Below are 26,773 nucleotides of genomic sequence, written 5' to 3'. Positions count from 1 at the left end.
ATTACGGCTTACTTTATCGTTAGCTCCTATATTAGCGAGTAACACTATAAAACGAGTGTTGCTCGCTAAAATTTATTCACACTTCAAATTACTTTTAATTGCTCCAGTATCCAGCGATGAATTGGGCTTTCACTGGTACGTGGATGCCATGCAGCTATTACTTTAAAAGGCGGCGGCAATGCTTCCACGGTTAGCTCTTGTACTTTATTGTTTGGTAGTAATCGCGCCGGGTAAAACGCGATCATATCGGTTGTATGAAGAATGTTTGGTACTGCCGAAAAGCTAGGTACCGACATAACAATATTGCGTTTAAGGCCCTTTGCTGCAAACCACTGATCGTGAGAACCACGTAAATTGGCACGCGAAGGTGATACCACTAGCTGCGGATAAGCTGCAATTTGTGCCAGTGTTAACGGCTCATTTGTTAGCTTGTTGCCACAACCTGTAACGCATAAATGCTGCTCTTCAAGCAAAGTAACATAAGCTAAGTTATCTGGAATAAATTCAGGAAAACTAATCAGTAAATCAAGCTCGCCCGCCGTAATTAGCTGGTTAACATTATCTGAGGCAAAGTCGCGCACTATTAGTTTTAACCCGGGGGCTTCTCGCCTAGTTATATTAAAAAGCTGCGGTAACAAGGCTTGAGTTGCGTAGTCTGTCGCGCTAATAGTAAATACACCTTTGTATGTTTGCGGTGTAAATACATCGGGCTCTAACAGCATTTCAAGTTGCTTTAAAATATGGCTAATAGGTTGCTGCATAGATAACGCTTTAGGCGTTGGCACCATGCTATTTCCTTGGCGAATAAACAAACGATCGTCAAATAAGTCACGTAGTTTACGCAGTTGCTCGCTAATTGCTTGCTGGGTTAAGCCCATTTTACGTGCAACCTGCGACAAGCTTTTTAAATCAAGCAAGGCATTTAGTACCCTAAGCTGTTTAATATCGAGTCGGTTAATACCATTCATAATTGTATCTAAAACAATAAAGTTTTGTTTCAAATTGTACCCTTAAAGCTCTACGCTTACCAACATTGCTTAAACAGCTAAGCATCAACATACTTTACTTTGTTAATTACGAGGTAATAAGCCACTAAGTTTGCTTTAAGAGAGAGTTTTAATGAATCAATCTATTTCTGATACCAGCTCGTTATTTTCATCTGTAGAACTTGGCCCTTATACACTTAAAAACCGTATAGTAATGCCACCACTTACACGTTCTCGTAGCACCCAACCAGATAATATTCCTAACGACTTAATGGCAACCTATTATGCGCAGCGTGCCAGCGCTGGTTTTATGGTTACCGAAGGCACGCAAATAGAGCCAAGAGGTCAAGGCTATGCATGGACTCCAGGTATACATTCTGCGGCGCAAATTGAAGGTTGGAAAAAAGTAACTCAAGCTGTGCATGCTAAAGGGGGCATTATATTTGCTCAACTGTGGCATGTTGGCCGTGTATCGCACACCAGTTTGCAACCTAATGAAGCCAAGCCAATAGCTCCTTCGGCAATTACAGCTGACAACGTTAAGGTGTTTATTGAAACCGGCCCAGGCCAAGGTGCTTTAAGTGAACCAAGTACACCGCGCGCTTTAAGTACTGATGAAGTGAGCGAGTTAGTTAATATGTATGCGCAAGCAGCAAAAAATGCATTAGAAGCCGGCTTTGACGGCGTTGAACTACATTGTGCTAACGGTTATTTAGTTAATCAATTTATTTCAGAGCACACTAATGTGCGTGACGATCAATACGGCGGATCACTTACTAATCGTCTGCGTTTTTTAAAAGAAATTGTTGCTGCTGTGAGCGCGGTTGTAGGCGCTGATCGCTTAGGCGTTCGCTTTGCACCACTTTTTAGCAGCACAGATGAAACCCGCGTTTATTTGGGTTTGGTCGAGTCTGATCCACAAAATACCTACATAGAAGCGATTAAGGTACTTGAACAAGCAGGTATTGCTTACTTATCGATTGCTGAAGCCGATTGGAATAACGCACCTGATTTACCTGAGCAGTTTTATAAAGCAGCTAGAGCGCAGTTCTCTGGTCGAATTATATATGCAGGAAAATACACGGTAGATAAAGCACTGCGTATTTTAAATAATGGCTACGGTGACTTGTTTGCTTTTGGTCGGCCTTTTATTGCGAACCCCGATTTACCTGAGCGTATTAAACAACAATGGCCTTTAAATGAAGCTGATGCAGCCACTATGTATGGCGGCACAGAGGTTGGTTATAGTGATTATCCATACTATAAAAACATTTAATTTAAGCAGGCCATGGAAGGCCTAATACTCAATATAAAAATCGACATCCTTAATGCAATATCAATAGTTTTCAGCTAAATTTATAACTACTAATACCGTTTGAGTATGTTATGTTTTTGTCTTTATTTAATAAACAAACCGCAGGCCACTGTGTTATATTTTTACTGCTAATCAGTATTAGTAGCTGCGGTGAAAATGACAATACACCAGCAACTTCCTCTAGCCAAGTCGAGCCTGCAATTGCCCCTATTACTACCGGTAACTGGTATAAACCCGCATTGGGGAGCACCTGGCAATGGCAGCTAACTGGCACAATAAATACTAACTACAATGTTAATATTTACGACATAGACCTATTCGATTCCCCAGTACAGTTAATACAAACATTACAAGCTCAAGGTAAGCGGGTTATTTGCTATTTTTCAGCGGGTTCTTATGAATCGTGGCGAAGTGATAAAAGCCAATTTTTAATCAACGAATTAGGTAACTCTTTAGCTAATTGGCAAGGAGAGCGTTGGTTAGATATTCGCTCACCTAATGTGCAAGCAATAATGGCTAGTCGTCTAGATTTAGCAGTACAAAAAGGATGTGATGGCGTAGAGCCCGATAACGTTGACGGCTATATGAATAATTCGGGCTTTAATTTAACTGCAAACGATCAGCTTGTATTTACTCGCTTTATAGCAAATCAGGCGCATACTCGTGGCTTGGCGGTTGGCTTAAAAAACAATCTTCATCAGGTAAATGAGCTGCATAGTTATTTTGATTTTGCAGTAAACGAGCAATGCTACGAGTATCAAGAGTGCGAATTACTCACCCCTTTTATAAATAGCAATAAAGCTGTTTTTCATGTTGAATATAATAGTAAGTATAGTAATGGTAGCGCTGAACTGAACAATATGTGTGATGATGCTATTAATAGGCAATTTAATACACTGGTTTTGCCAATAAACCTAGATGACGAATTTAGGATTAGCTGCTTGTAAAAGCCTTGTTTACTTACCTTTATTTTATAAAGCTAAGCATCTTGATCTTTACTCATAAGATCTACCATTCTTTTTCTGAGCTCTTGCTCATTAATGTCTTCTTTATGAGTGCCAATGGTCCATACGTGGCCAAAAGGATCTTGCAGCGTACCTGCTCTATCACCATAAAACTGATCATGAACGGGGCGTATTTCTTTCGCTCCTAACGCAATGGTTTTTTCAAATACCGTATCTACATCATCAACATACAACATTATGCTTACGGGTGTACCGCCTAGCTCTGTAGGGCTTTTAAAATAAACATCTGGGCACATATCTGAGATCATAATATGTGAATTACCAATTTTAATTTCTGCATGAGCAATGCCGCCTTCAGGCATAGGCATTTGCATAACTAGCTGCGCATCAAAAGCGGCACAATAAAAATCAATTGCTTGTTGCGCACCGTTTATAATTAAATAAGGGGTTATTGAATGATACCCTTTTGGAATAGCTGATACCGCCATGTTGTGCTCCTCGTTATATGCTCTCCTTACAAAGGTTAGTCTAAAGTGGCAAACAATATAAAATAAACACGTATTTATTTATCAATATTAGTGGCACTTATTTGCAAAATTATTAGTAAATTTTGCTAGTATCTACCACTTAATAATATTTACTGATACGCTGCATATTTAAACAAAAGGACTAACATGAAAAAACAAACAACACTTTTTATAGCCACTGCGTTATTCGCACTCGCGGGTTGTTCAACTTCAGTGCCAATTAAAAACTTTGAACAAAACCTTATTCCACAAACATCTAAAATAATTAATAACACAGCAGATGTTGAAACAGGTATTTTAAAAGCCTGCATTCAACTAGGTTGGCAGTGTGCTCCTGTTAGTGAAGGTAAAATAAAGGGAATTCTTAATATTCGTACTCATCAATTAATCGTTAATATTAATTATGACAAAACAGCCTATTCTATCAATTACCAAGATTCGACTAACCTTAATTACAACGGTAGTAAAATACACCGTCAGTATATTAATTGGGTAACTAATTTAATGCGCCATATTGATGCTGAAATGATTTAAACTTTTATATTTGTTTCACTAATACAAAAAAGGAATTGTTATGAGTCACTTAACTATACCAAGTCACTGGAAAATAAAACGCTCCACTCACTTTTTTACTAAAGATAACATTCCAAAAGCGTTACTTACTCACCACAACACAGCCGAGGGTGTGTTTGGCCAAATTTGCGTTATGCAAGGCACTGTTACCTTTTACGGATTTGCAAATGAAGCCGCCACAGAGCCTGAGCAAACTATTGTAATTAACGCGGGGCAATTTGCTACCAGCCCGCCACAATACTGGCATAAAGTAGAGCTAAGCGACGACGCGCAATTTAATATCAACTTTTGGGCCGAAGCCGATACAGGCAATAAAGCCCTGTTTAAAAGTTCACGTATTCATAGCAAACCTATTTTAGATTAATACCACTTAAAATAACTAATTTACGTACAAACAAAAAAGCACCTAACATTTAGTTAAGTGCTTTCATAAATAACGGTGCAATTAATGCCAAATGCACTGCATATTAGCCTTGTTTATGTTTGATCATATCAATCCAATCTTGCGCCCAATTTTCTTTAGAGCACACTTTCGCTATTGATGTTAACCCGTTATATGCCAACGTTTTACTTTGCTGATAGTCATTCAAGCTAGTTGTTAGCGCTTGGGTAAACTCGGCAGTATTAGGCATCACTAATCGACCATTAAAACCATTAATTATAAGATTAGATAAGCCTCCAACGTTACTACTTATAACCATACAACCTGCGGCCATTGCCTCTATCATAGATAACGAAGTACCTTCTGAACCTAGTGTTGGAATAATGGCAATGTGTTGGCGTTTATGTACGCTAAAGCTTTCATTTGGTCCGTACTGCATTAATTTCACTTTTACTTCATTAGCAAATAGTTCTGTTAAATATGGTTTTAATGGCCCATTTCCGGCAAAGCTTACTTGAATATTATATTGCGGTAAAAGCTGCTTAATAATAGGTGCTATTAATTTAATACCACGGTAATCAACAAAACGACGAGCAATAATAATATTTAGTGTTGCGTTATCATCTGACCATTTTTTGGCAAATTCACTTTCGCTAATTTTTTCACTATAAAAGTTATAAATAACCTTCATATGTTGCTGCTCAATATTAAACCAAGTGCGATACCAGTTAACAAAGTTATGATCTACACACACCAAACTGCAATCTGATTTTATATAGGATAAATATTTGTACTGACTTAATAGCGAGGAGCAATATTGTGATATGGCTGATTTTGCTGCGCGAGGTTTATCCCAAGATATACCATGCTGAATCGCTAGCGTTTTATAATCAGGCATTTTTACTGAATAAGAGTCGGTAGCAAAAATAATAATATCGTTATTTTTGTCTGCATTTTCACTGACCCAGTTTGCAAGGGCGATTTTTTTTAAGTTACCGCGATATAAACCGGTAGTAACGCTATGAATAGTGTACTGGGGAGTAGTTAAGGTAAACGCTTTTTTAGCCGGTTGTACTATATGACATGGCCAACCTTGGCGAGTAAAAACATCGCACAAACTTAAGATATAGTTTTCAATGCCACCAATGGTATGCATAGTGCCGTTATGATCAAACATAGCACGGTAAATAATATAAATATTAGGCATCATATATCCTGACAAACTTGTTTAGTTTGCTGCAATTACAGCGATTACTCTTTTGGTAATATAACATTTAGCCATACATCTTTGAAGATATTTACAAACGCTTGCCATCCCTTATAACCAAATATTAGCAATACATAACAATTTCTTCTAAGTCATAGCGAAAGTGTATTTTCTTAAATAAGTTTAAAGCGTTAAAGTGCGCCGCTAAATCACAGCTAATGAAGAGGATATTATGTCGCTTGCTGTACTATTAATGCTGGCATTGTTTGTTGGTCTGTTATTCGCGATTTATCTTTTTTCGCAAAAAAGTAAAACGTTATCACGCACCGTTTTATTTGGCCTAGTACTGGGCAGTGCTTTTGGTTTGGCTTTACAGTTTTTATTTGCCGAACAACCCCAAGTTATTAACCATGTTTTAAGTTGGGTTGCCGTCGTTGGTAAAGGCTATGTTGGGCTATTAAAAATGGTCATTATGCCTTTGGTATTAGTGTTTATGATTGCCGCGGTAGTCAAACTTGAAAACCAAGGCTCTTTAGGTAAGATTTCATTTGTAAGTATTTCTATTTTACTGGTTACCACAGCCCTTGCTGCATTGGTTGGTATTGCGGTTACTTATGGCTTTAACTTAAGCGTAGAAGGATTAGTGGCCGGCACTCGTGAAGCGGCACAAATGACTACTTTAGAGAGTAAAGCGGCTAATGTTACTAACTTAAATGTGCCACAAATGTTGCTTAGCTTTATTCCAGAAAACCCATTTGCCGATTTAAGTAATACACGTTCAACCTCTATTATTGCCGTCGTTATTTTTGGCGTGTTAATAGGCATTGCAGCACGTAAAGTAATGATAGAGCGCAGCGAACTTACAGCGCCTATTCGTACTGGTGTAAACGCTTTACAAGCCACTGTAATGAGCTTAGTTAAAATGGTTATAGCTTTAACGCCTTACGGTGTTGCAGGATTAATGGCGAATGTAGTCGCAAACTCAAGTGGTAACGACATTCTTAATTTATTGGCGTTTATTATCGCCTCTTATGTCGCTATTTTATTAATGTTTGTTGTGCACGGCATACTGTTAAGCCTAGTTGGGGTTAGTCCAAAACATTATTTTACTAAGATTTGGCCAGTAATGACCTTTGCTTTTAGTTCGCGCAGTTCAGCGGCATCAATTCCAATGAACATAGATACACAAGTAAACCAACTTAAAGTTCCCCCAGCTATTGCTAATTTATCAGCCTCTTTTGGTGCTACGATTGGACAAAATGGCTGTGCAGGTATTTACCCTGCAATGCTAGCAATGATGGTTGCACCTAGTGTGGGAATAGACCCGATGACTTTTGAGTTTATTCTACCCTTAATAGGTATTGTAGTGATTAGCTCTTTTGGCATTGCCGGTGTAGGCGGCGGCGCAACTTTTGCTGCGCTAGTGGTATTACCAACAATGGGATTACCCATAGAAATTGTTGCGTTACTTATATCAATAGAACCATTAATTGATATGGCACGTACTGCGCTTAATGTGTCAGGCTCTATTACTTCAGGTGTGATCACCAGTAAAATAATGAAAACGCCACAGTAAGACTAATTAATAATTAAGCCCAGCTTTGCTGGGCTTTTTATACTGCGCTACAGTTATATATAAAACCCGCAAAACAGCCCATAATCAACCACTTCTCTGCTCATCTAGCATGCTCAAAACCCTACCAACAAGCATTTTAGTTATGTAAACATATGTAAAGCTTTGTGTAATTACTGCCGCTATCAGTTGCTATTCAGTTTCAGGCTCTAATATCGGTTATGTATAAAAAACATAAGCGAGACATTACTATGAAACAAATAACTGTGAAACTAACACCTATAAAGCTAAACACTATTAACTTAACTGTTTTGTTAGCAGTGTTTTTAACACTTACTATGCTCTCAAGTAACGCCTTTGCAAATCCGCAAAATGTACATAACAAACACCATAAACCAGGTAAAGTGATACGTCATATTCCTAGTAATAGTGTATCGGTACGTTTTAATGGTGCAGTATTTAATACCCATAATGGCACTTACTATCGTAAACACAGCAGAGGCTATCGAGAGGTAATGCCACCAAGAGGTTTACATATTAGATCACTGCCTAGATACCACTCACGTTTAAGGCATCGCAATAACACTTATTATACCTATCAAAATGTATATTATATTGCCGAAAATAACGGCTACACAGTAGTAGATACGCCTAAAATACAGGTTAACCGAGCAATCAAAGTAAATAACAGCAACAATTATAAGCTTGGGCTGTTTTACGACTCGCTACCAACGGCAGCAAAGCCCGTAACTATTAGCTCGGTGCAGTACTTTAAATATGATGACATTTATTTTTTACCGCAAGTTAGTGATGATGTAATTAAATATCTCGCTGTTAAACTCAATTAATACTGTCTTTATCTGTCGCAAATAAAAACCTAAATAAGGGCATAGCATTTTATCTTGCTATCAAGCTACTTCGCTCCTATAGTCAGCAGATTATAGGCCTTTATTTTGAACAAACTTGTTATGAAAACTAGCACTCCAGCTCGTGATTTTGGTGAACTATTAGGTTACGCACCTGGTAATGTTGCTGTTTACTCGTCTGACTATGACTCTGCCGACGAAAGCATTTACCCTAACCGCAGTGCCTATCGCAGTTATTTAGATGGCATTTATATGGGTTATAAATGGCAGTGCGTTGAATTTGCTAGGCGCTGGATGTATCTCAATCATGGTTATATTTTTGATGACATAGCCATGGCTTACGATATTTTTGAGCTACGCTCAGTACGTGAAGTTAACAGCCAAAATAGACTTCCCTTACAAGCATTTAAAAATGGCGCAAAGCATCACCCTCAAGTTGGTAGTTTACTTATTTGGGAAGAAGGTGGTGAGTTTGAAGAAACCGGCCATGTTGCCATTGTAGTAGAAGTTCACCCTGATAAAATTCGTCTTGCTGAGCAAAATGTTGGCCATCAAACATGGCCACAAGGTCAAAATTGGTGCCGCGAGCTTAAAGCTAAAATAACCAAAGATGGCGACTATTGGATTGAATGCTCTTATAACGATGCAACTATTTTAGGCTGGATGACCCAAACTGATCAAATTGAACACGCAGAACCTACCACTGAAATAAACACCGATTTATTTACAATAAAATCTAATTACATTGCCGATACAGGCCAAGCTGCAAAGTCATGGTTAAATATTGCTAATGATGACGAAGCCGCCTATGTAGACATGATGCAAGGCCACAAGCTTACCTCCAATGCAGAGGATCAACATAGCTACTTTACTATTTCACACACAACCCAACAAGTCATTGAGCACGCCACTAATGAGCTGCATGGCTTATTTATGCATGCCACCGATTATGTGTTACAGCACCCTGAGCTATTAAAAAAGTTTAATTTACCTGAAGTAGTACTCAATAAAATTCGTCAATCGTGGGATAACCGCTTAAATCAATTGATCACCAGTCGCTTTGACTTTGCACTAACCCCCGCAGGCTTAAAAGTGTATGAATACAACTGCGACTCCGCTTCGTGTTATATGGAAAGCGGTAAAGTTCAGGGTAAATGGGCAAAGCACTTTGGGGTTAAAACGGGTATTGATGCAGGCCAAGACTTATTTAAAGACTTAGTAAAAGCATGGCGAAAAAGTGAAGTAAAAGGTTTAGTTCATATTCTTCAAGATGACGAGCCAGAAGAGCATTACCACGCTTTATTTATGAAAGAAACAATTGCGGCAGCAGGTTTTGAGTGCAAAATTATTATTGGTTTAAATACTCTGTCTTGGGATGCCTTTGGCAATATTATTGATGCCGATGGCAATAAACTTAATTATGTATGGAAAACCTGGTCGTGGGAAACTGCACTTGAGCAAATTCGTGAAGAATGCGAGGCTGATCAAGCTCAAAATCATAATTTTGAGCCGCAATGGCAAGCAGGAGCAACCCCGCGGTTGGCTGATGTATTATTGCGTAAAAATGTCATGGTTTTTGAACCACTATGGACACTGATCCCCAGTAATAAAGCAATCTTACCGGTGCTGTGGAGTTTATTTCCTAATCATAAATATTTGCTCAATACCGCGTTTGAGCTCAGTGATGAATTATTACAAACCGGCTATGTAGTAAAACCCATTGTTGGCCGCTGCGGAGCAAATATTCAACTAGTCGATCAGCAACAACAAACCATTGAGGAAACCGCCGGACACTTTGCATCCCAAGAGCAAATATATCAGCAATTATTTGCGCTACCAAAAGTAGACGATTACTTTGTACAAATATGCAGTTTTACCACAGCAGGAAAATATTCTGGTGCGGGTGTGCGAGTCGATAAAAGCATGATTATTAATGGCAATAGTGACTGTATGGCACTGCGGATTGAATAACTCGTCAAATTAATAAACAATACTTTGCGGGCTTAGTTTTAGGGCTTAGCATTAAATATAATAGCTAAGCCCTTTAGCTATTATATTTATTACACTGTGCATAATTTACAAAAAAGTGCATAGTTTTCAAATATGTAATATTTAACATCATTCTTCCCCTCATATTGAAAACCCTATCTGATTGTATATAAACAACTTTATTTAAAATCCCTTCTCGGCATGGTGATTGCTTTAAATAAAGTAAAGTATGTTCATATAGTAATTAATAGGCAAAATAATTAAGTAGGAGAAATTATGAGTAATAGTAACAAAACAGCTAAATTTACCGCTCCAGGTATGAGTAACGATTCAGCAGAAAAAACTATCTCTACACTCGACAATCGTATGGTTGCGCTAATTGACTTACAACTTACCCTTAAACATATTCACTGGAACGTAGTTGGCCCTAATTTTATTGGCGTGCATGAAATGCTAGACCCACAAGTTGCGGTTGTACGCGAAATGACAGACACCATTGCTGAGCGCATCGCAACGCTAGGTGGAGTACCTGTTGGTACGCCAAAATCAATTGTTGATCGCCGTACATGGGACGAGTACTCAATTGGTAAAGCCCTCGTTACCGAGCATTTAACTGCACTCGATAATGTATATAGCGGTATTAATAGCGATCATCGTAAAGCCATAGATACGCTTGCTGATCTTGATCCGGTTTCTGAGGATATGATCACCAGCCAACTAGCCGAGCTAGAGCAATTTCAATGGTTTATTCGTGCTCACCTTGAATCATCAACAGGTGAACTACAAAAGTAGGTGCACTATTATAACTGGCATACATAGCTAAATATTTATTGTTAGTTAATAATTTAAAATTAAGAAAAGCCCGCATTATTAATAATGCGGGCTTTTTAAGTGCTAATAACTTACTAAAATAATAACCTACTAAAATAATTGCACATCATACATAGCAAAGTATCTACATTTTGCTCTTAAAAAGTTTACCCCCAAGTAGCCATTAAATAATGTCACGCTCAGCAAGTGCATAAAAAAGAACTTCCCCCGATTAACCCCTCGTACATCTGCATTTAAATTTTATACTATTATTACCAGTCGATATTTTATTTATATTAGCAACTAAATTGGTTAACCAACTACATTTTAAACTTAAAATAAAAACTACAAAGCCATTACCAGTAAGTAATTTACATTTCTTATTTTAAATAAACGCCTCATACACCCTCAGTAAGTTAATTTCTTTTTATCGCCTTGGTACTTATCAGCACTTTCTTATCTAAAACAATGAATTTTTTTATAGGTTAAAACCCCAACCTTCCCAAATAAGTAAGGTTAAACTCACCTTGCTTTTAAAAATTATAATTAATAAATAGCAATAACAAACCTATATACCAACATTAAATTAAACTTTTTAACTGCGATTACAAAATAAATTAAAAACATAACTTGTTAAATTTGTTAAATATTAAACAAAAAGAAACCAAAATTGTAATACCAAATTCACATTACTGGTAAACAAAGCTTGAAATTAAAACTTAATTGGACTAATTTTAACCACACTTTACGCATTACCAAAAAAAAGTAAAACGCTGAAAAATTGGTAAACCAAAGCGCATCATCAACACACAATTACCCAAACGGGAGAGATACATGAAGCTTAATCGAATTACTTCCTCACTAATCAATAAACAACATAAAAGTAATCCTGCACTTATTAGCGCGGCCGCACTTATTTTAATGACATCATCTACTTTAGCTGCACAAGAGTCTGAAAACACCTCAGCCACAGCAGATAAAAACATAGAGGTTATTGAAGTAAAAGGAATTCTTAACAGTATGAAAGCAGCTGCAATGCTTAAACGTACTGACGGTCGTATTGTTGATGCTGTTGTTGCTGAAGACATTGGTAAATTACCAGACAATAATATTGCCGAAGCCCTGCAACGTATTACTGGTGTATCTATTAATTCTGACTTTGGTGTGGGTGATAGTGTTTCGATTCGTGGTTTACCGCAAAACCGGGTTGAATTAAATGGTCGCTCTACTATTGGCGATTCTCGTGATGGCATTAGCCTTCAAGATTTTCCATCAAGTTTCTTAAAAACAGTAGAAGTTGTTAAGTCGCCAACTGCCGATATGATTGAAGGCGCACTGGGTGGTACGGTTAGTTTAAGAACGGTTCGCCCATTAGAATTAGATAAACTAACAGCGGCCATGTCATTAGATGCAGAATATGCAGATAAAACCGAAAACGTAGCGCCTATTTTCAGTGGATCTGTTGGTAATAATTGGGATTTTGATGAAATGGGCACGTTTGGTGCCATTGCTATGTTTTCATATCAAGATCGCGAAATTCGCCAAGACGAAACGTCTAGCCGCGTAAAACCTCAAGACATAGTAATTAACGCTCAAGAAGGAAACACACCAAGCGGTAACGCCATCGTCAGAGATGAGCACAGTATTGAGCAATATGTAGAGAAACGTGAACGTACTGCTGTAAATTTATCACTTCAGTGGGCACCACACTCGGGTAATGGCATGGTATACCTTGATTTAAGTGGTACTAAGCGCTCTGGTGAGCAAGCTGGTAACTCTATTTTAGGTGTAGCAGGTTCACTATCAACAGATGCAAACACCACACAAGACGCTAACGGCGTAAATAACTATACGTTAACTAACGAATTTGGTATTCCTAAAACATACAGTGATTTTCGTGATACTGACTCGTTTTCAAATGCACTTGGTGCAGAATGGAGTCTTACCGATAGCATCAAAATTTCTGGTGAAGTTGCTGTTGCATCCTCTGAAAGCATAAGACCAGACTCAGAATTTACATTGCGTCCAATCGAAAAATCGACGTTTGAAGCCAGTGGCGGTGTTGATTTAGTAAACCATTTATATGATGGCGCATTTTCACAAGACGGTAATCGCTTACCAAGCATTATACACTCAGATCCAACTGCATTTACTAATCCACAAAACTTAGCATTAAGAACATTCAAAAGTGAAGATAGAAAAACCAATAATGATGAAACAGCGGTTCGTTTTGATATTGAAATGTTTGAGCCGTTAAGCAGTGCAAACTGGATCTCTAAAGTAAAAGCAGGTGTTCGCGCTACTAAACGTGATTACGAATATGAACAATACAAAGTAGAAATTAAAGATATTTATAAAAACGCTATTAACGACTCAGATGGGTCATTAGCAACTTTATGGGCCGATGATTATAACGCGCTGTTCCCTGGCAGCTTTACAACTATGAGCCACGATAACTCTTTTAATCAACTGGGTCACTCTGGTCAAAACGATCTATTAACATTCCTTACTTATAATGGCTTATCTAACCCAAGTAATACGTATGCTCAATTACAACAACTATTAGCAGGCACTAATTTAGCGTCTACTGGGAGCTTACACGACAATCAAGAGTTTCAAGAAAGCGCATACAAAAATGTAGTTGAAGACACCGCTGCAATTTATATATCGGCTTATTTAGATTTTGATAGCGTTACAGCCATTGTGGGCGCTCGTTATGTAACAACAGATCTTGAGTCAAGTGTTTACCAAAACGGTGTAAAAGTGACGGGTGAAAATGATTACACCGACTTTTTACCTAGCTTAAACGTGACATATAACTATTCAGACGAAACACTATTTCGCTTTGCTGCGGCAAAAGTTATGCGCAGAGCCGACTTTAGCGAGCTAAGCCCTGCATTTGACGTAAATAACGACCGAACCGGTGCAACTCAAGGAGCTATTGATTTAGAACCATACCGCGCAACCCAATACGACTTATCTGTAGAGCATTACTTTGACGAAGGTAACGTATTGTCTTTTGCACTATTTTATAAAGATGTTAAGTCATTTTTAAGCAACGAAAGCACGTGTGTTGCCTCATCAACTACCGCTGCACTGCAAAACGTAACACAGTGGAACCAAGTATGTCAGCTTGATACTGCCGGCGTATCTCAAGATAATATGGTTTACTCTGATGCAACTAACTATCCTGTAGATGCTGATGGTTTTAATCACGTTGCGGGCCTTAGAGATGCAGGACTTACCGGCATCGATACCGTTAAAAACATTAACGGTGAAAACGGCTCTGTTCAAGGTTTTGAAGTAGGTTACCAGCAGTTCTTTACAAGCCTGCCGGGTGCGTTTTCTGGTTTAGGTATTAATGCAAACTACACCTACGCAGACAGCGAACAGCCAAACGGCAACCCACTATTAGACATTTCTAAAAACACTTATAACTTACAAGTATTTTGGGAACACGAAGGTTTCTCTACTCGCCTTGCTTATAACTACCGTGACGGTTTCTTAAGTACTGAAAACGAAAAACGCGTAGAAAACATTAACTCTAACGGCAGCATTTCACAAGACGGTACTGTTTATGGTAATAACTACCGCGATGACAGAGGCCAATTAGACTTTTCTGCAAGTTGGGACATAAACGAAAACTTTACCCTAGTAGGTAACGCAACAAACTTAACCGGTGAACCTTCAATCTACCTATCTGAACTAGGCGGTGCTTGGAAGTACACTGAGGCGGATCGCCGTTATAGCTTAGGCATTCGCGCTAAATTTTAATTTTCCCTGAAGGCTAAAGCCTGCTTTTATGCAGGCTTTTTTATGCCTAAATAAAAGTAGCTTTATATTGCATAAAAAACCCACTCCCTAGCTATACTTATCTTAATATAAAACTTAATATCAAAGAGCAATTACTATTAATAAGGAAAGGTAGTGCTGTCGCGTTTATATAATTTTATGCCGGGTTTAAATACTTTACTTCATTATGAACGACAATGGTTTGCTGATGATTTAAGAGCGGCATTATCGGTTGCCGCCGTGGCGCTACCCGTTGCTATTGCTTATGCACAGTTAACTGGTGTTAATGCTGCAGTTGGGCTGTATTCCTGCATACTACCCATGATGCTATATGCACTTTTTGGCACCTCAAAACAATTAATAGTTGGCCCCGATGCAGCAACCTGTGCAGTTATAGCTGCAGTAGTTACCCCGCTTGCCGCAGGCGACAGTTTTAAGCACTGGCAGCTAGTTGTAACCATGACCGCCATGACCGGTTTTTGGTGTTTTATAGCCAGTAAATTTAAATTAGGTGTATTAGCAGACTTTTTATCTAAGCCTATTTTAATGGGCTTATTAAACGGTGTAGCCATAACTATCATTGTGGGTCAGTTTTCTAAAGTATTTGGTTTTACCTTTGATGAAAGATACCTACTTGAACGCTTAGGGGGGGTACCCACTTATTTATCACAAACCCATATTCCCACTTTATTAATGGCCTTATTTACTGTGGTTATTTACTTTGTTATGAAACGACTAAAGCCTACATGGCCCGCATCAATGTTTGCCATTACCTTGGGCGCAATATTAGTGTGGTTTTTTAATTTAGAGCAATTTAATATTAAAACCATAGGCACAGTAACCGGCGGACTGCCGGTATTTAACACCCCTGTATTTGATATTGGTATTATTCGTGAACTAGTTGTGCCGGCACTTAACTTAGCCATAGTGAGCTTTGTAAGTATGATGCTAACAGCGCGTAGTTTTGCCGCAAAAAATGGCTACGACATAGATGCAGATAAAGAGTTTAGAGCCCTAGGTATTGCCAACTTCGCCTCTGCGTTGTCGCAAGGCTTTGCCGTAAGTGGCGCCGACTCTCGCACCGCAGTTAACGACGCTAATGGCGGTAAAACGCAATTAGTGTCGATTATAGCCGCCACTATTATTGCTATTATTGCTATTTTTTTAACCGCCCCGCTCGAGTTTATACCTAGCGCAGCACTCGGCGTGGTACTTATTATTGCCTCTGTGCATTTGTTAGATTTAAAAGCGGTATGGCAACTAAAGTTTAAAGATAAGCAGGCGTTTTACCTTGCCTTAGCCACCTTGTTTGCAGTGCTGTTTATTGGTGTTATTCCGGGTATTACGCTTGCTGTATTACTGGGTTTATTTCAATTTATTCGCACCGTAATGCGCCCTACCGACAACATATTAGGCGTAGATATAAAAGGCGTGGTAAGAAGCTTAGATGCCACCGATAAAGCAAAAGCCGTGCAAGGGGTATTTATTTACCGCTTTAATTCGCCATTAACTTACTTTAATGCCAGTTACTTTAAACGCAGATTACTTGAGCAATACGCAAAACAAAAAGACGATACCCAATGCGTTATTATTGATGCCGTACCTTGCTTTACCCATTTAGATTTAAGCGTTATGGCCATGCTTGCCGATTTAGACGTTATATTTAAAAAGCGTGGCATTAGCCTTGAGCTAGCAGGTAGAAAACGCCAGCTTCTATCGTGGTTTGAAATTGCCGGAATGGTATCGGGTAAAAATGGCATTTATGTTCACTCCGATCTATATGTTGCGCTACAAAAAAATAGCGTAAGCCAGCCTACCGACGAAGTCGCCTTATTTGAAGCTCATACCAATGAGGCAAAACCCGAGCCGCTATAAACGCAAAAAGGCTTACAACACATAGTTGTAAGCCTTTTATACTAAAAACTTAGTAACTTAAATTACTGTGAATGAACCATTTGTTCAAACTTCATGCCGGTTAATTTAGTAATTACTTTAATCACATAAAAGAAAATACCAATCATTGCCAACATAGACGGAATAGCAATAATAGGGTAACTGAGCAAGGTCATTTCACCAAGCTGCTCGTTAAACTCTACCGTACCCGCAGGGCTGGTCACTATCCACTTAGCAAGCACGTAATTCATAGTTGATGAAAAAGCAAAAGTAAGCGCTAAAATATAATTAGCCTTGGTAATTTGCTGCTTAAAACGCTGGGTATTACCGCGCGCATCTAACGTATCGTAAATTACATCTAACTTAAATAAAATCGAGTTTAACAGCACCTTTGCCAATAATGGCTTACCAAAAAAACCCGACATTAAAACAGTCAGGCCAATAATACCCGGTATAGCCGCTTCTTTTATTGCCAACCATTCTACATTAAGCTCAAACAGCGCAATGCCACCCGTTAATAAAGTACTTAAAAAACCTAATAATGAAATAAAATTTAACGAGCGTGCTTTAATAAAATCATAAATACCGTAACCCACAGGAAATATAAGCGCGACAATTAACCCTACAACGGTTCCTAAATATTCAGGCCCCGAAAACTTCATTAAAATAATTGAAGGCACTATAATATTAAAAACGACCTCAAATAATGGATTGTTTTTTTTACCTTTACTGTTATTTTGACCACTGGTTGTCATTCGTTACTTCCATTAATATATTATTGCTAAGACGAAAAGAGCACCTCTTCGCTACTGCCAAAGGCTATAATACTCGCAATACCTTCGCCATTCTAGCTTGTCGTTTTTGTATTGATTAAAAAGCCGAAAGGGAGCAATTATTTTTTGTGTATAAGTGCACAAACAGCCCTCTATTACGCAGGCAAACTCATATCGATGCCAGGTAAAGCCACCATCTGATCGCTAATAAGGCGGCGAATATCACGAATTATTGGCTGCTCGTTTTCAACTACTTGCTGCGATATAGCCACATACCCATGCCACGAAACATTATAGCCATGAGCAATGCGCGCCACCTCTTGTGGTTGAAACCCTTTTAATAATGGCTCTGGCACATAACCCCAACCTAGCTTGTCGCGTATTGCATCCCTAATTAACTCAAAGCTACTTAACGCAATATCGTAACGCTCAGATACATTAGTTTGAATGTCACTTTGGCTTAAATCTAAATAAGCAATTTGCGGCACACTGGCTAAGTCTTCATTACTTACATAGCGCATTTGCGTTAACGGATGATCTTTGGCAATAACCATATGCAATGCCACCCAGCCCAAAACTTGTAAAGGTAGCTGAGTATTTGCATACAAGCTCTGATCTAAGCAACAAGCTAAGTCCATAAAGCCCTCTTCAACCATTTGCTGCAACGCATTTGCACTCGCATAGTGCATTTCTAACGATATACCTGGGTAGCGCTTGCGAATACTGCGAATAATTTCGCGCCAAAAGGCTTCGGGTAAAGCATCATCACGGCCAATAACTAAGCGGTGTGGCAGTTGCTCGTCATCGTGCAGGCAGCGGTGCTTAATACTCTCAGCAAGGTTAATTAAGCGAATGCTATCGTCAATTATTTTTTCACCCGCGGGGGCTAATTGCATACTATTACCAGTGCGAATAAATAGCGCAGTACCCAACTGATCCTCTAGCGTCGATAGCGCCATACTCATAGTGCTACGATTAACCGACAAGCGCGCTGCCGCCTTAGCAATAGAGCCGGTTTGTGCAATCATCACAAAGTACTGTAACGACTCTAATTTCATCAAGCCCCCTTAGTGTCAATTATTTTGACTCTGAGCAATTATAGTATAAAAATAATAAGCAGTATTATACGCACAATGTTTTAGTATTAAGAGCAGGAAAAATGCATTGGATATATTTAATAATAGCTGTAACTCTTGAGGTTATAGGTACAACAGTAATGAAGTGGCTGGTAAACGAAGACCAGTTACTATTAGGTAGCTTATTTGTAACTTTAATGGTTGGCTTAGCTTATCTTGCTCTTAGCCAAGCCACCAGCAAAATTCCTATCGCACTTGCTAACGCCTTCTGGGAAGGTTTGGGGATGATATTAATTGCATCTGTGTCATTTGTATTTTTAGGCGAAGCTATTTCTATTGGCCAAATGTTTGCACTTTTATTAGCTATTATCGGCATTGTTATAATTAACAGCGGCCACGCTATGCAAGAGCAAAAACAATGACAGTATATTGGCTTTATATTCTTGGCTCAGTAATTTTTGACATTGCCGCCAACGTATTTTTAGAAATGTCGCACGGATTTAAACATAAACGCTTTGGCATACTTGCCATTGTTTTTATTATGGCCGCGTTTGCCTTACTCACCCTCGCTGTGCAAGGCATCCCACTGTTTATTGCCTACGCCACGTGGGGAGCTCTTTCAATTAGCGGTACTGCGCTGGCAACTTGGTTGTTGTTTGGTCATAAATTAAACTGGGTTGTTTGTTTTGGTTTAGCAGTACTTATTTTATCTATTGTGACAATGCAATTAGTTGGCCCCGCGTAAATACCTCTTATTAAAAACTAGCTAAAGTGCTCTGCAGTTCAAGCTAGTTTTTCCTGCTGTTTTGCCTTAGTTAACTTTAGGCTAAACTTCTAACTTAGTTGACTATTTTATAGCGCAACGCTATAACTTGTAACACGTTGCGCTGTGCCAACCTACAAAGTAGTAAATAAAAACTTAAAAGCGCACCGCTTGCTTAAGCTATCACTAGTTTAGGTTTGGCATTATTATACTTATTACCTTGAGGCATTTATGTTCAAGCAACTACAAGAAAAACATCAGCTTTCTATTCTGCTTATACTCAGTATTGTGTCAGTATTTGGTATTACGCCATTTATTATTATTCGTTTTATAGAAAATAACATAGTCGCAGCGCTAATTGACTTAGCCATTGTAAGCGGTATTTTAACCTTAGTCGGTTATGCCCATTACACTAAAAAGCCGCGCGTTATTAGCGCCGTTATTGCATTGCTTGTTAATATTGGCGTTATTGCCATTATAATTACCAACGGCATTAACAGTATGCTATGGGTTTATCCGGTAGTAGCCGTTACGTTTTTTTTAGTTAAACCAATAGAAGCGCTCATACTCACCCTTAGCAATGTGGCAATTATTGCGAGCATACCTAATTTATTCGATGTTATGCCACTAAACTCTTACTTTACAACCAACTTAATGCTAGCTGCCTGTGCTTTTGTATATGCCTCTTTTGGCAACAAGCAGCTTGCTTTACTTGCAGAACTAAACAGTACCGATCCTTTAACCGGCGCATTAAATCGCCGTGCGCTTAACGACGATACACTAGCCGCCATTTCGCGAGCAGAGCGTTATAACAGCACTTATTTATTAGCGTTTTTAGACTTAGACTTTTTCAAAAAGGTAAACGACGAATTCGGCCACGCCGAAGGAGACAGAGTACTAAAGCAATTAGTGTCAATTACCAATTCACATATAAGAGAATCAGATAAGCTATACCGCTTTGGTGGCGAAGAGTTTGTGCTAATAATTCCCGAAATCCCGCCCAAAGAGCAAGTTAGCTTTATAAACAAGCTACGCGAAACAATAAAAAACGAGTTGAAAACACCTACAGGTAACTCAGTTACTGTATCTTTTGGTGTTGCAGCTTGGGTACCGGGCACCACAGTTGCTAGCTGGTTTAAACGCGCCGACGATGCTATGTATCAAGCAAAAAAACAAGGCCGCGACTGCGCCGTATTTAGTAACGATTAGGTTCTGCTGACCTTTGCGGATTAAAATTCGTTCAAACTAGGGGCGAGTTAATCACGGCGCGAGGTTTGTAACCTAGTGGGCTCGACAACTGCTCCTGCGTTATTCTACTGGCTTACATCCATGTAAGAATAAGCAAAAACCGAGCAAAGCTTTTGCATCCTGCTCACGCCCCTAACAAAGAGTTAATTGCCCCTAAGAACCCTTCGGGCAGCGCATGTTTGGTATTGATTCTACGTTATCGCCTATTTATGGGGAATAACCACACCACATAGGCTCTGCCTTGCCTAAATACCAAACACACTGTTGCAAATTTAACCTTGAAAGATAAACAGACCCTAAAGCTTTGAAATAAGTAAGCTAAACTAACCACTTGGCCAAAATGGCTTTACCCATTATTTATCTTTGTTTAGCAGCGCCTTTAAGTCGGCAAACGGGTTATGTGTAGCCACCACCACTTTTTGCTCTGTAGTGCCGCCGTACAACACATATTCGTGATATTTATTATGCTCATTATCATGGCAATAAATACACAATAACTCCCAGTTACTACCATCATCAGGGTTATTATTATGGTCATGATCAATATGATGCACCGTTAACTCTCGTAAATTAGAATACTCAAACTCACGTGCACAGCGCCCACATACCCAAGGGTACAATCTTAACGCTTTAATTCGATAACCTTCTTCTTGCTGCTGATAAGCCTGCATACCACTCGTGGTTTTACTCATTAACTTATTACTACCGTCTTTTTACAATAAGCCCAGATTAGCCTTTAAAAACCACTTTGAACAGCGCCTTTTATTTTAACCACCGAGCTTTGGTTAAGATATTTACTAACACATTGAATAATAATAATGATGTTTAAACTTATTTTCTCTAGCCAGAGATTATCAGTGAAAATAAGGCGAATTTACGCGTTAATGGCTGGCCTATTGCAAATAAATTCAACGCAGTTAGCGCTGAAAATAGCTGCTTGAGATAAATTTATTATCCAGAGTTTAGGTTAACTATCCTCAAAGTTGTTGCTCACCTAAAAGCTTGGGTATAATGAGTACTTATGGCTGTATTTGTTAGCCTACAACTTGGATAAAACAATGAAAAAACTCTCTGCAGTGCAAATAAAACAGCAAGCGCTTGTCCTTAATATTGCCGATACACTCGAAAAACAAGGCCTAGCAGAACTCCCTGGTATGCTGCAATGCTGGTTTGACGTTCAATATCACTTATTCCCTGGCTCCTTATTACTGTGCTTTCAATTTGACAACGAGCAAGCCTTAGCTGCAGCAAAGCCAGAGTTATTAAAATGGCAAAAGCGCTTAAGCGCAGCCATGCTAAAAAAAGGCGTTGTTTTAAAAGATATGCGTAAACATTTAGTATTTACATTAGAAGCACCCGATAGCTAAATCAGGTTTATTACCGAGGATAAAAAGTAGATTCGGGGATTAAATCCCCCGGCTATAAAGTATAAAACCCACGGATGTTTTTAGCGTTTTCAAGATTAAACTGATTTACATGCGTAATCAGCTCAGGGAAAAATGCTAAAAATACAACATTCAATTCATCATAATGCTTTGCTATATCATCAACAGCACCAGCAAAGGTATTAGTAAAGCGAATGCGCTTGGCTATATTATCAAGTGCTAGCCCTACCCCATCAAGGGTTTCGTACTCTTTAAACCAATCGTTGTCGGTCATGTGTTTTACAACGTGCTGCATTCGCGGCGGCATTACAAGCATACGCTTATGCAAAAGCGCAAAGCTAGTTTGTTTAAAGTCGTTTAATGGCTGTAGATTATATTTTTGCCAATGCATAATTAAAAAGTGATCAAACACCACATCAATAGCCACCCCTGCAAAACGCTTACGCTTAGGTGAAAAATACTGTTTAGCCTCTTTAACTATAGGATGAGAGTCAGTAAATTTATCCACTAAATAGTGATTATCGAGCGCATTCTTTACCGTTATAGGTATCTGGTTTAAATGCCGTTGACCACCAAAGTCGCCCAGTAAATTACCAAAGTGCGAATCGGCCGTAGGCTGTGCTAAATAAAGATGAGCTAAATAATTCAACGTGTTCTCGGGTTTGGTTAATACCTTTTAGATAATAACGCAGTTGTAGATGAAATTCATATAAAGGAAAAGTGAAAGGCTTTAAGCTTCAAGGGAATGATATTTTAGTTCGTGATTTTTTCACCAATAAAACACAGGCTCCTGCGCTCCCCATAAAAAAGACAACACAAACCTGCTCCCCACCCAATTACAATTATGTTTGATTAGTTCAGTAAAGAGTCAGCCCTATTTTGCTATCAATGTTGCTGTATTTTTCGGTACTGCATGAGTCATAAAACGCCTTGCTTAACCTTAACTATTAAACCTGAACTCTGGTTAAGAGATTTACTAACGTATTGAATCATATTTATATTTAATTTTATTTTCTCTAGCCAAAGGCTTTCAGTGAAAACAAGGCGAATTTACGCGTCAATAGCTGGCCTATTGCAAGTAAATTCAACGCAGTTAGCGCTGAAAATAGCTGCTTGAGATAAGTTTATTATCCGGAGATCAGGTTATTAAGCTCACAGAGGCACAACACGTTATGACAACTACTTTTTTAAGCCAATTACAGCAAGTCGCACTGCAACAAGCCCTTATCAGCACCAAGCTTTTAAACAGCTACACATTAAAGAGCAATAACGCACCATCGCCCAAGCAACAAGCCTATAGCTTAATTGCTGTCGCGCTATACCGCTTTAATCTACAAAAAATAAAATGGTCATCTTTTTTAAAAACAGCCATAAATACAGCAAACAACACATGCCAATGGTTAGCCACCGAACTTGTCAGGTGCCAACAAGACTATAAAGCCCAACCTCATGACGCTGTAATTAGCGAACAAAGTGCATTCATTAGTGGTATTTTTAGCGAAGAACTCGCTTATATTGATAGTTTATTGGGGGCTGAAGCGTAAGCTCTTAAGTTTATTTAAGCAATTATGTAAACTGTCGGATGGCACGGCTGCGCCGCTTATCCGGCCTACCTTATTTGCGTTGAAGGTTTGGGGTCAAATCTTGACTTCACACATCAAGCTATCTCGCAGTTTTTCGAATTGTAATTTGACCTTATCATCTTCAATTATTAACTTATTTAGCCTACATACCGTTTGAGATATGGCTGAATAATGTTGAACATTAAAAATAACGGCTAACGCTTTTAAATTTTGCCCAGTTAAATCTTGGCATAATTTAATAGCAAACATACGTGGCAAGTTTTTCTCTTTTCGCCCTTTTTTAACCGTTACAATATCATGTGTATCTATACAAAAATATTTAGCTAAGTAATCAATTACATCATCCGTTGAGCGTTTTTTAATAACAATACTTCTTTCGCTATCTGGTATTGCTATATACCCCTTTATTTTTTCAATAAATGCGTCACAACCCAAAACTGAAAGTAACTTTTTAGCGCCATAAAACGTAATTACCTCTTTATTATTTTCATATTCAACAAACTGTTTGTACGCAGCATATTTACGATTTTTTCCTTGAAGCGAAAATATAAAGTCTCGAACTAGCCATTTTGGCGTCGCTGTTTTTTTGATGAAAGCTGAATAGCTAGACCATTTATAGTCAATAAGTACATCTACTAACGGTGTACTTGTTTCTATTGGGTTACGATGTATATAACGGCTAACATGTAGTAAGTAATTATCAGCATCCACCAGCACCGCCTTGTAGCGACCTCTAAACAGTGCACCATCTGTATTATGTGCTCTATTAAAATATTGCGTATAGAGGCCATTAATATGCTTCATGGCTCTGCCTAAATTTGCATCTGGGGTTTTTATTAACAGGTGGTAATGATTGGTCATTAAACAATACGAATGTACTTCAATATTAAAACGAAGGCTTGCTTGCTCAATGCAGTATAAAAAACACTTAAAATCGTCATCACTCAAAAAGGTATTTTCACGCCCTCTTCCGCGATTCATCACATGATAAAACGCATTTTCATACTCTATTCGCAGTGGTCTAGACATAATAATAAACTCAATGAGCAATAAACTATAAATCTAGACCATTGATGTATGAAGTCAAGATTTGACCCCTTTGGTTTGATGTGGTTTGATGTGGTTTGATGTATGAAGTCAAGATTTGACCCCTTTGGTTTTAGACATAATAATAAACTCAATGAGCAATAAACTATAAATCTAGACCATTGATGTATGAAGTCAAGATTTGACCCCTTTGGTTCAAAATGATGATTTAAGCGATGAGTTTTATGAGCTGCTAGAGGATGAAAGCTTAGATGAAGCGCAGCAGCAAAAGCTAGAAAAGAAATTTTCAAAAGAGATGCACGTAATTGTGCGTGATGACCGCCTTGAAACACTGGCTAAGGATATTGTTTATCACTTTCCAAGGCGTGGATACTTAGGTAAAGGCATGGTAGTCACGTTGGACAAGTTCACTGCTGTGAAAATGTATGACAAGGTTCAAAATCACTGGAAAGAAGAAATTAAGCGCCTTCGAGGTCTTGTTAAAAAGTCTACAAGTGACATTGAGAAAGCTCGATTTAAGAAAATTGTTGATTACATGCGCTCTGTCGAAATGGCAGTTGTTATTAGCGACCCGAAAGCGGATGAAGAAAGATTCGAAAAAGCTAATTTAGATATCAAGCCGCATATAGCTCGATTAGATCAATTAGATAAACACGGTCGCGATGTTGAATATAACTTTAAAGATCCAGAACATCCTCTTCAAATAGTTTTTGTTTGTGCCATGTGGCTAACAGGCTTTGATGCTCCTACTATATCAACGCTTTATTTAGACAAGCCTATGAAGGGACACACTTTAATGCAAACTATCGCGAGAGCGAACCGGGTGGCATCTCATAAAATAAAAGGATATAGCGGGAAGTTCATCGAAAAGAAAAATGGTGAAATTGTCGATTACTACAATGTTTTCCGCAACATGAAGGAGGCACTAAAAGACTATGGACAAGGCGACGTTGTTGGTGAGGATGAAAAAGAAGGTGAAATACCTTCAGTACAAGAAAAATCTGAGCTATTCAGATTGTTAGACGATGCAATCACTCAAGCTGATCATTGGTGTAAAGAAAGAAATATAAACCTCAAATCAATTGCTGATAGTGACGATATATTTCAAAACATAGAATTATTTGAAGAATTTGCAGATACCCTGTTGAGCAAGGATGAGTGGAGAAAGAACTTTTATGTTTACGATAATACCGTTTCTTCCCTGTTCGAGGCATGTAAACCAGAAATTTTGAAACAAAGTCGCCGCCCTCTTATTGCAGTTATCCAATATTTAAGAGGTATTGTTGATGCGCATGTTGAGCAAGTAGACATTGATGACTTAACTCGGAAAGTTTCTGATTTGCTTGATGAGAGTGTTGTTGTAGACAATACTGAAAAGTTTGCGGTTAAAGAACACAAAGCCAATTATCAAATAGTTCAAAAAGGTAAAACTTGGGACCTTTCCAAAATTAACTTTGAAAAGCTAAAGGAAGACTTCAAGGAAGCTAAATATAAAAACGTAGAGATTGCCGAACTCAAGGCATTTATTGAAGATAAGCTTCGCAAAATGATGGAGCAAAATCATACCCGAACTGATTTCGCCGAAAAACTTCAACAAATCGTAGAGCAGTATAACGCTGGCGGCTCATCAACAGAAAACTATTTTGATGACTTGATGAAGTTTACCGAAAGCATGAAGGAAGAAGATGAGCGTCATATGCGTGAAGGTTTGACCGAAGATGAACTCGAACTTTTTGATTTACTCAAAAAAGACAAAATTACAAGAGCTGAGGAACAAAAGGTTAAACTTGCAGCTAAGCACCTAATTCTAAGGCTACTTGATGGGCATCCGAAGGTATTGGTTCAAGATTGGTGGAAAGACGGTCAAACACAACTTCAGGTTAAGAATGCAATTGAAGAAGTGTTAGATAAAGACTTGCCTGAGAGCTATGGTCGAATTGAATTTAAAGAGAAGTGTGACAAGATTTATAGCTTGGTTGTAGATTTTTCTGCAAATAATAATAAGTGGGTAGCATAAGAT

General features: G+C 38.5%; 24 protein-coding genes. 16 read left to right on the top strand and 8 right to left on the bottom strand.

Translation table 11 applies throughout. From position 1 onward, the window contains the following. Positions 1-83 precede the first annotated feature (83 nt). On the bottom strand, positions 84-1,001 hold the full coding sequence (locus tag H5079_RS09370) for a LysR family transcriptional regulator (protein WP_197107643.1): 918 nt from the start codon (positions 999-1,001) through the stop codon (positions 84-86). A gap of 118 nt (positions 1,002-1,119) precedes the next feature. On the opposite strand from H5079_RS09370, the gene H5079_RS09365 reads away from it, so the two are divergent. Further along, positions 1,120-2,262, top strand: coding sequence for an alkene reductase (locus H5079_RS09365; protein ID WP_182683945.1), 1,143 nt, complete (start codon positions 1,120-1,122; stop codon positions 2,260-2,262). Positions 2,263-2,372: 110 nt separating this feature from the next. Beyond that, a complete protein-coding gene (locus H5079_RS09360) occupies positions 2,373-3,248 on the top strand; it encodes an endo alpha-1,4 polygalactosaminidase (RefSeq protein WP_182683944.1) in 876 nt (291 codons plus the stop codon). A 32-nt stretch (positions 3,249-3,280) separates the two neighbouring features. Here H5079_RS09360 and H5079_RS09355 read toward each other — a convergent pair whose 3' ends face one another. Continuing rightward, the gene (locus H5079_RS09355; RefSeq protein WP_182683943.1) at positions 3,281-3,754 is read right to left on the bottom strand and encodes a VOC family protein; all 474 of its coding nucleotides are present in this window, start codon (positions 3,752-3,754) and stop codon (positions 3,281-3,283) included. Positions 3,755-3,940: 186 nt separating this feature from the next. Here H5079_RS09355 and H5079_RS09350 point away from each other — a divergent pair, with 186 nt between their 5' ends. Further along, positions 3,941-4,327, top strand: a complete 387-nt coding sequence (locus tag H5079_RS09350; protein WP_011329099.1) for a lipoprotein — start codon at positions 3,941-3,943, stop codon at positions 4,325-4,327. A 40-nt stretch (positions 4,328-4,367) separates the two neighbouring features. Beyond that, complete coding sequence (locus H5079_RS09345) at positions 4,368-4,730, top strand: DUF1971 domain-containing protein (protein ID WP_089368711.1); 363 nt, start codon at positions 4,368-4,370, stop codon at positions 4,728-4,730. 103 nt (positions 4,731-4,833) lie between these two features. Here the strand turns inward: H5079_RS09345 and H5079_RS09340 are convergent, their stop codons facing one another. Then, positions 4,834-5,955 (bottom strand): glycosyltransferase family 4 protein, encoded by a 1,122-nt coding sequence (locus H5079_RS09340; protein WP_011329101.1) that lies wholly within the window; start codon positions 5,953-5,955, stop codon positions 4,834-4,836. Between the two features lie 232 nt (positions 5,956-6,187). Here H5079_RS09340 and H5079_RS09335 point away from each other — a divergent pair, with 232 nt between their 5' ends. The 6 genes from H5079_RS09335 (at position 6,188) to H5079_RS09310 (ending at position 16,860) form a co-directional block, all read left to right on the top strand. Beyond that, entirely contained in the window at positions 6,188-7,531 is a 1,344-nt protein-coding gene (locus H5079_RS09335; protein ID WP_182683942.1) for an L-cystine transporter, read from the top strand. Between the two features lie 248 nt (positions 7,532-7,779). Then, a complete protein-coding gene (locus H5079_RS09330) occupies positions 7,780-8,376 on the top strand; it encodes a DUF6515 family protein (protein WP_011329103.1) in 597 nt (198 codons plus the stop codon). Positions 8,377-8,496: 120 nt separating this feature from the next. Next, positions 8,497-10,365 (top strand): bifunctional glutathionylspermidine amidase/synthase, encoded by a 1,869-nt coding sequence (gene gss, locus H5079_RS09325; RefSeq protein ID WP_182683956.1) that lies wholly within the window; start codon positions 8,497-8,499, stop codon positions 10,363-10,365. Between the two features lie 294 nt (positions 10,366-10,659). Further along, on the top strand, positions 10,660-11,175 hold the full coding sequence (dps, locus tag H5079_RS09320) for a DNA starvation/stationary phase protection protein Dps (protein WP_182683941.1): 516 nt from the start codon (positions 10,660-10,662) through the stop codon (positions 11,173-11,175). An 852-nt stretch (positions 11,176-12,027) separates the two neighbouring features. After that, a complete protein-coding gene (locus tag H5079_RS09315) occupies positions 12,028-14,967 on the top strand; it encodes a TonB-dependent receptor (RefSeq protein ID WP_011329106.1) in 2,940 nt (979 codons plus the stop codon). A gap of 153 nt (positions 14,968-15,120) precedes the next feature. Beyond that, complete coding sequence (locus H5079_RS09310) at positions 15,121-16,860, top strand: SulP family inorganic anion transporter (protein ID WP_011329107.1); 1,740 nt, start codon at positions 15,121-15,123, stop codon at positions 16,858-16,860. Between the two features lie 62 nt (positions 16,861-16,922). On the opposite strand, the gene H5079_RS09305 is transcribed toward H5079_RS09310, so the two are convergent. Beyond that, on the bottom strand, positions 16,923-17,633 hold the full coding sequence (locus H5079_RS09305; protein WP_011329108.1) for a VC0807 family protein: 711 nt from the start codon (positions 17,631-17,633) through the stop codon (positions 16,923-16,925). A 173-nt stretch (positions 17,634-17,806) separates the two neighbouring features. Next, positions 17,807-18,709 (bottom strand): LysR family transcriptional regulator, encoded by a 903-nt coding sequence (locus H5079_RS09300; protein WP_011329109.1) that lies wholly within the window; start codon positions 18,707-18,709, stop codon positions 17,807-17,809. 101 nt (positions 18,710-18,810) lie between these two features. Between H5079_RS09300 and H5079_RS09295 the strand changes: the two genes are divergently transcribed. The 3 genes from H5079_RS09295 (at position 18,811) to H5079_RS09285 (ending at position 20,699) form a co-directional block, all read left to right on the top strand. Then, entirely contained in the window at positions 18,811-19,149 is a 339-nt protein-coding gene (locus tag H5079_RS09295; RefSeq protein ID WP_011329110.1) for a multidrug efflux SMR transporter, read from the top strand. Then, positions 19,146-19,472, top strand: a complete 327-nt coding sequence (locus tag H5079_RS09290) for an SMR family transporter (RefSeq protein ID WP_011329111.1) — start codon at positions 19,146-19,148, stop codon at positions 19,470-19,472. The genes H5079_RS09295 and H5079_RS09290 overlap by 4 nt, the downstream gene beginning before the upstream one ends. Before the next feature lie 249 nt (positions 19,473-19,721). After that, positions 19,722-20,699, top strand: coding sequence for a GGDEF domain-containing protein (locus H5079_RS09285; protein ID WP_182683940.1), 978 nt, complete (start codon positions 19,722-19,724; stop codon positions 20,697-20,699). 392 nt (positions 20,700-21,091) lie between these two features. Here the strand turns inward: H5079_RS09285 and H5079_RS09280 are convergent, their stop codons facing one another. Beyond that, entirely contained in the window at positions 21,092-21,430 is a 339-nt protein-coding gene (locus tag H5079_RS09280; protein WP_041454557.1) for a YajD family HNH nuclease, read from the bottom strand. A gap of 366 nt (positions 21,431-21,796) precedes the next feature. Here H5079_RS09280 and H5079_RS09275 point away from each other — a divergent pair, with 366 nt between their 5' ends. Then, positions 21,797-22,105, top strand: a complete 309-nt coding sequence (locus H5079_RS09275; RefSeq protein ID WP_011329115.1) for a hypothetical protein — start codon at positions 21,797-21,799, stop codon at positions 22,103-22,105. A gap of 52 nt (positions 22,106-22,157) precedes the next feature. Here the strand turns inward: H5079_RS09275 and H5079_RS09270 are convergent, their stop codons facing one another. Next, positions 22,158-22,772, bottom strand: a complete 615-nt coding sequence (locus H5079_RS09270; protein ID WP_182683939.1) for an ACP phosphodiesterase — start codon at positions 22,770-22,772, stop codon at positions 22,158-22,160. A gap of 523 nt (positions 22,773-23,295) precedes the next feature. On the opposite strand from H5079_RS09270, the gene H5079_RS09265 reads away from it, so the two are divergent. Next, positions 23,296-23,667, top strand: a complete 372-nt coding sequence (locus H5079_RS09265) for a hypothetical protein (RefSeq protein WP_182683938.1) — start codon at positions 23,296-23,298, stop codon at positions 23,665-23,667. Between the two features lie 93 nt (positions 23,668-23,760). Here the strand turns inward: H5079_RS09265 and H5079_RS09260 are convergent, their stop codons facing one another. Next, positions 23,761-24,735, bottom strand: coding sequence for a transposase (locus H5079_RS09260; protein WP_182683937.1), 975 nt, complete (start codon positions 24,733-24,735; stop codon positions 23,761-23,763). 199 nt (positions 24,736-24,934) lie between these two features. On the opposite strand from H5079_RS09260, the gene H5079_RS09255 reads away from it, so the two are divergent. Next, complete coding sequence (locus tag H5079_RS09255; protein ID WP_231613351.1) at positions 24,935-26,770, top strand: type I restriction enzyme endonuclease domain-containing protein; 1,836 nt, start codon at positions 24,935-24,937, stop codon at positions 26,768-26,770. Positions 26,771-26,773: the final 3 nt, after the last annotated feature.

The sequence above is a fragment of the Pseudoalteromonas sp. SG44-5 genome, assembly GCF_014164175.1.
GTDB classification, from domain to species: Bacteria; Pseudomonadota; Gammaproteobacteria; order Enterobacterales; family Alteromonadaceae; genus Pseudoalteromonas; species Pseudoalteromonas nigrifaciens.
This window is presented reverse-complemented; position numbering and strand designations above follow the sequence as displayed.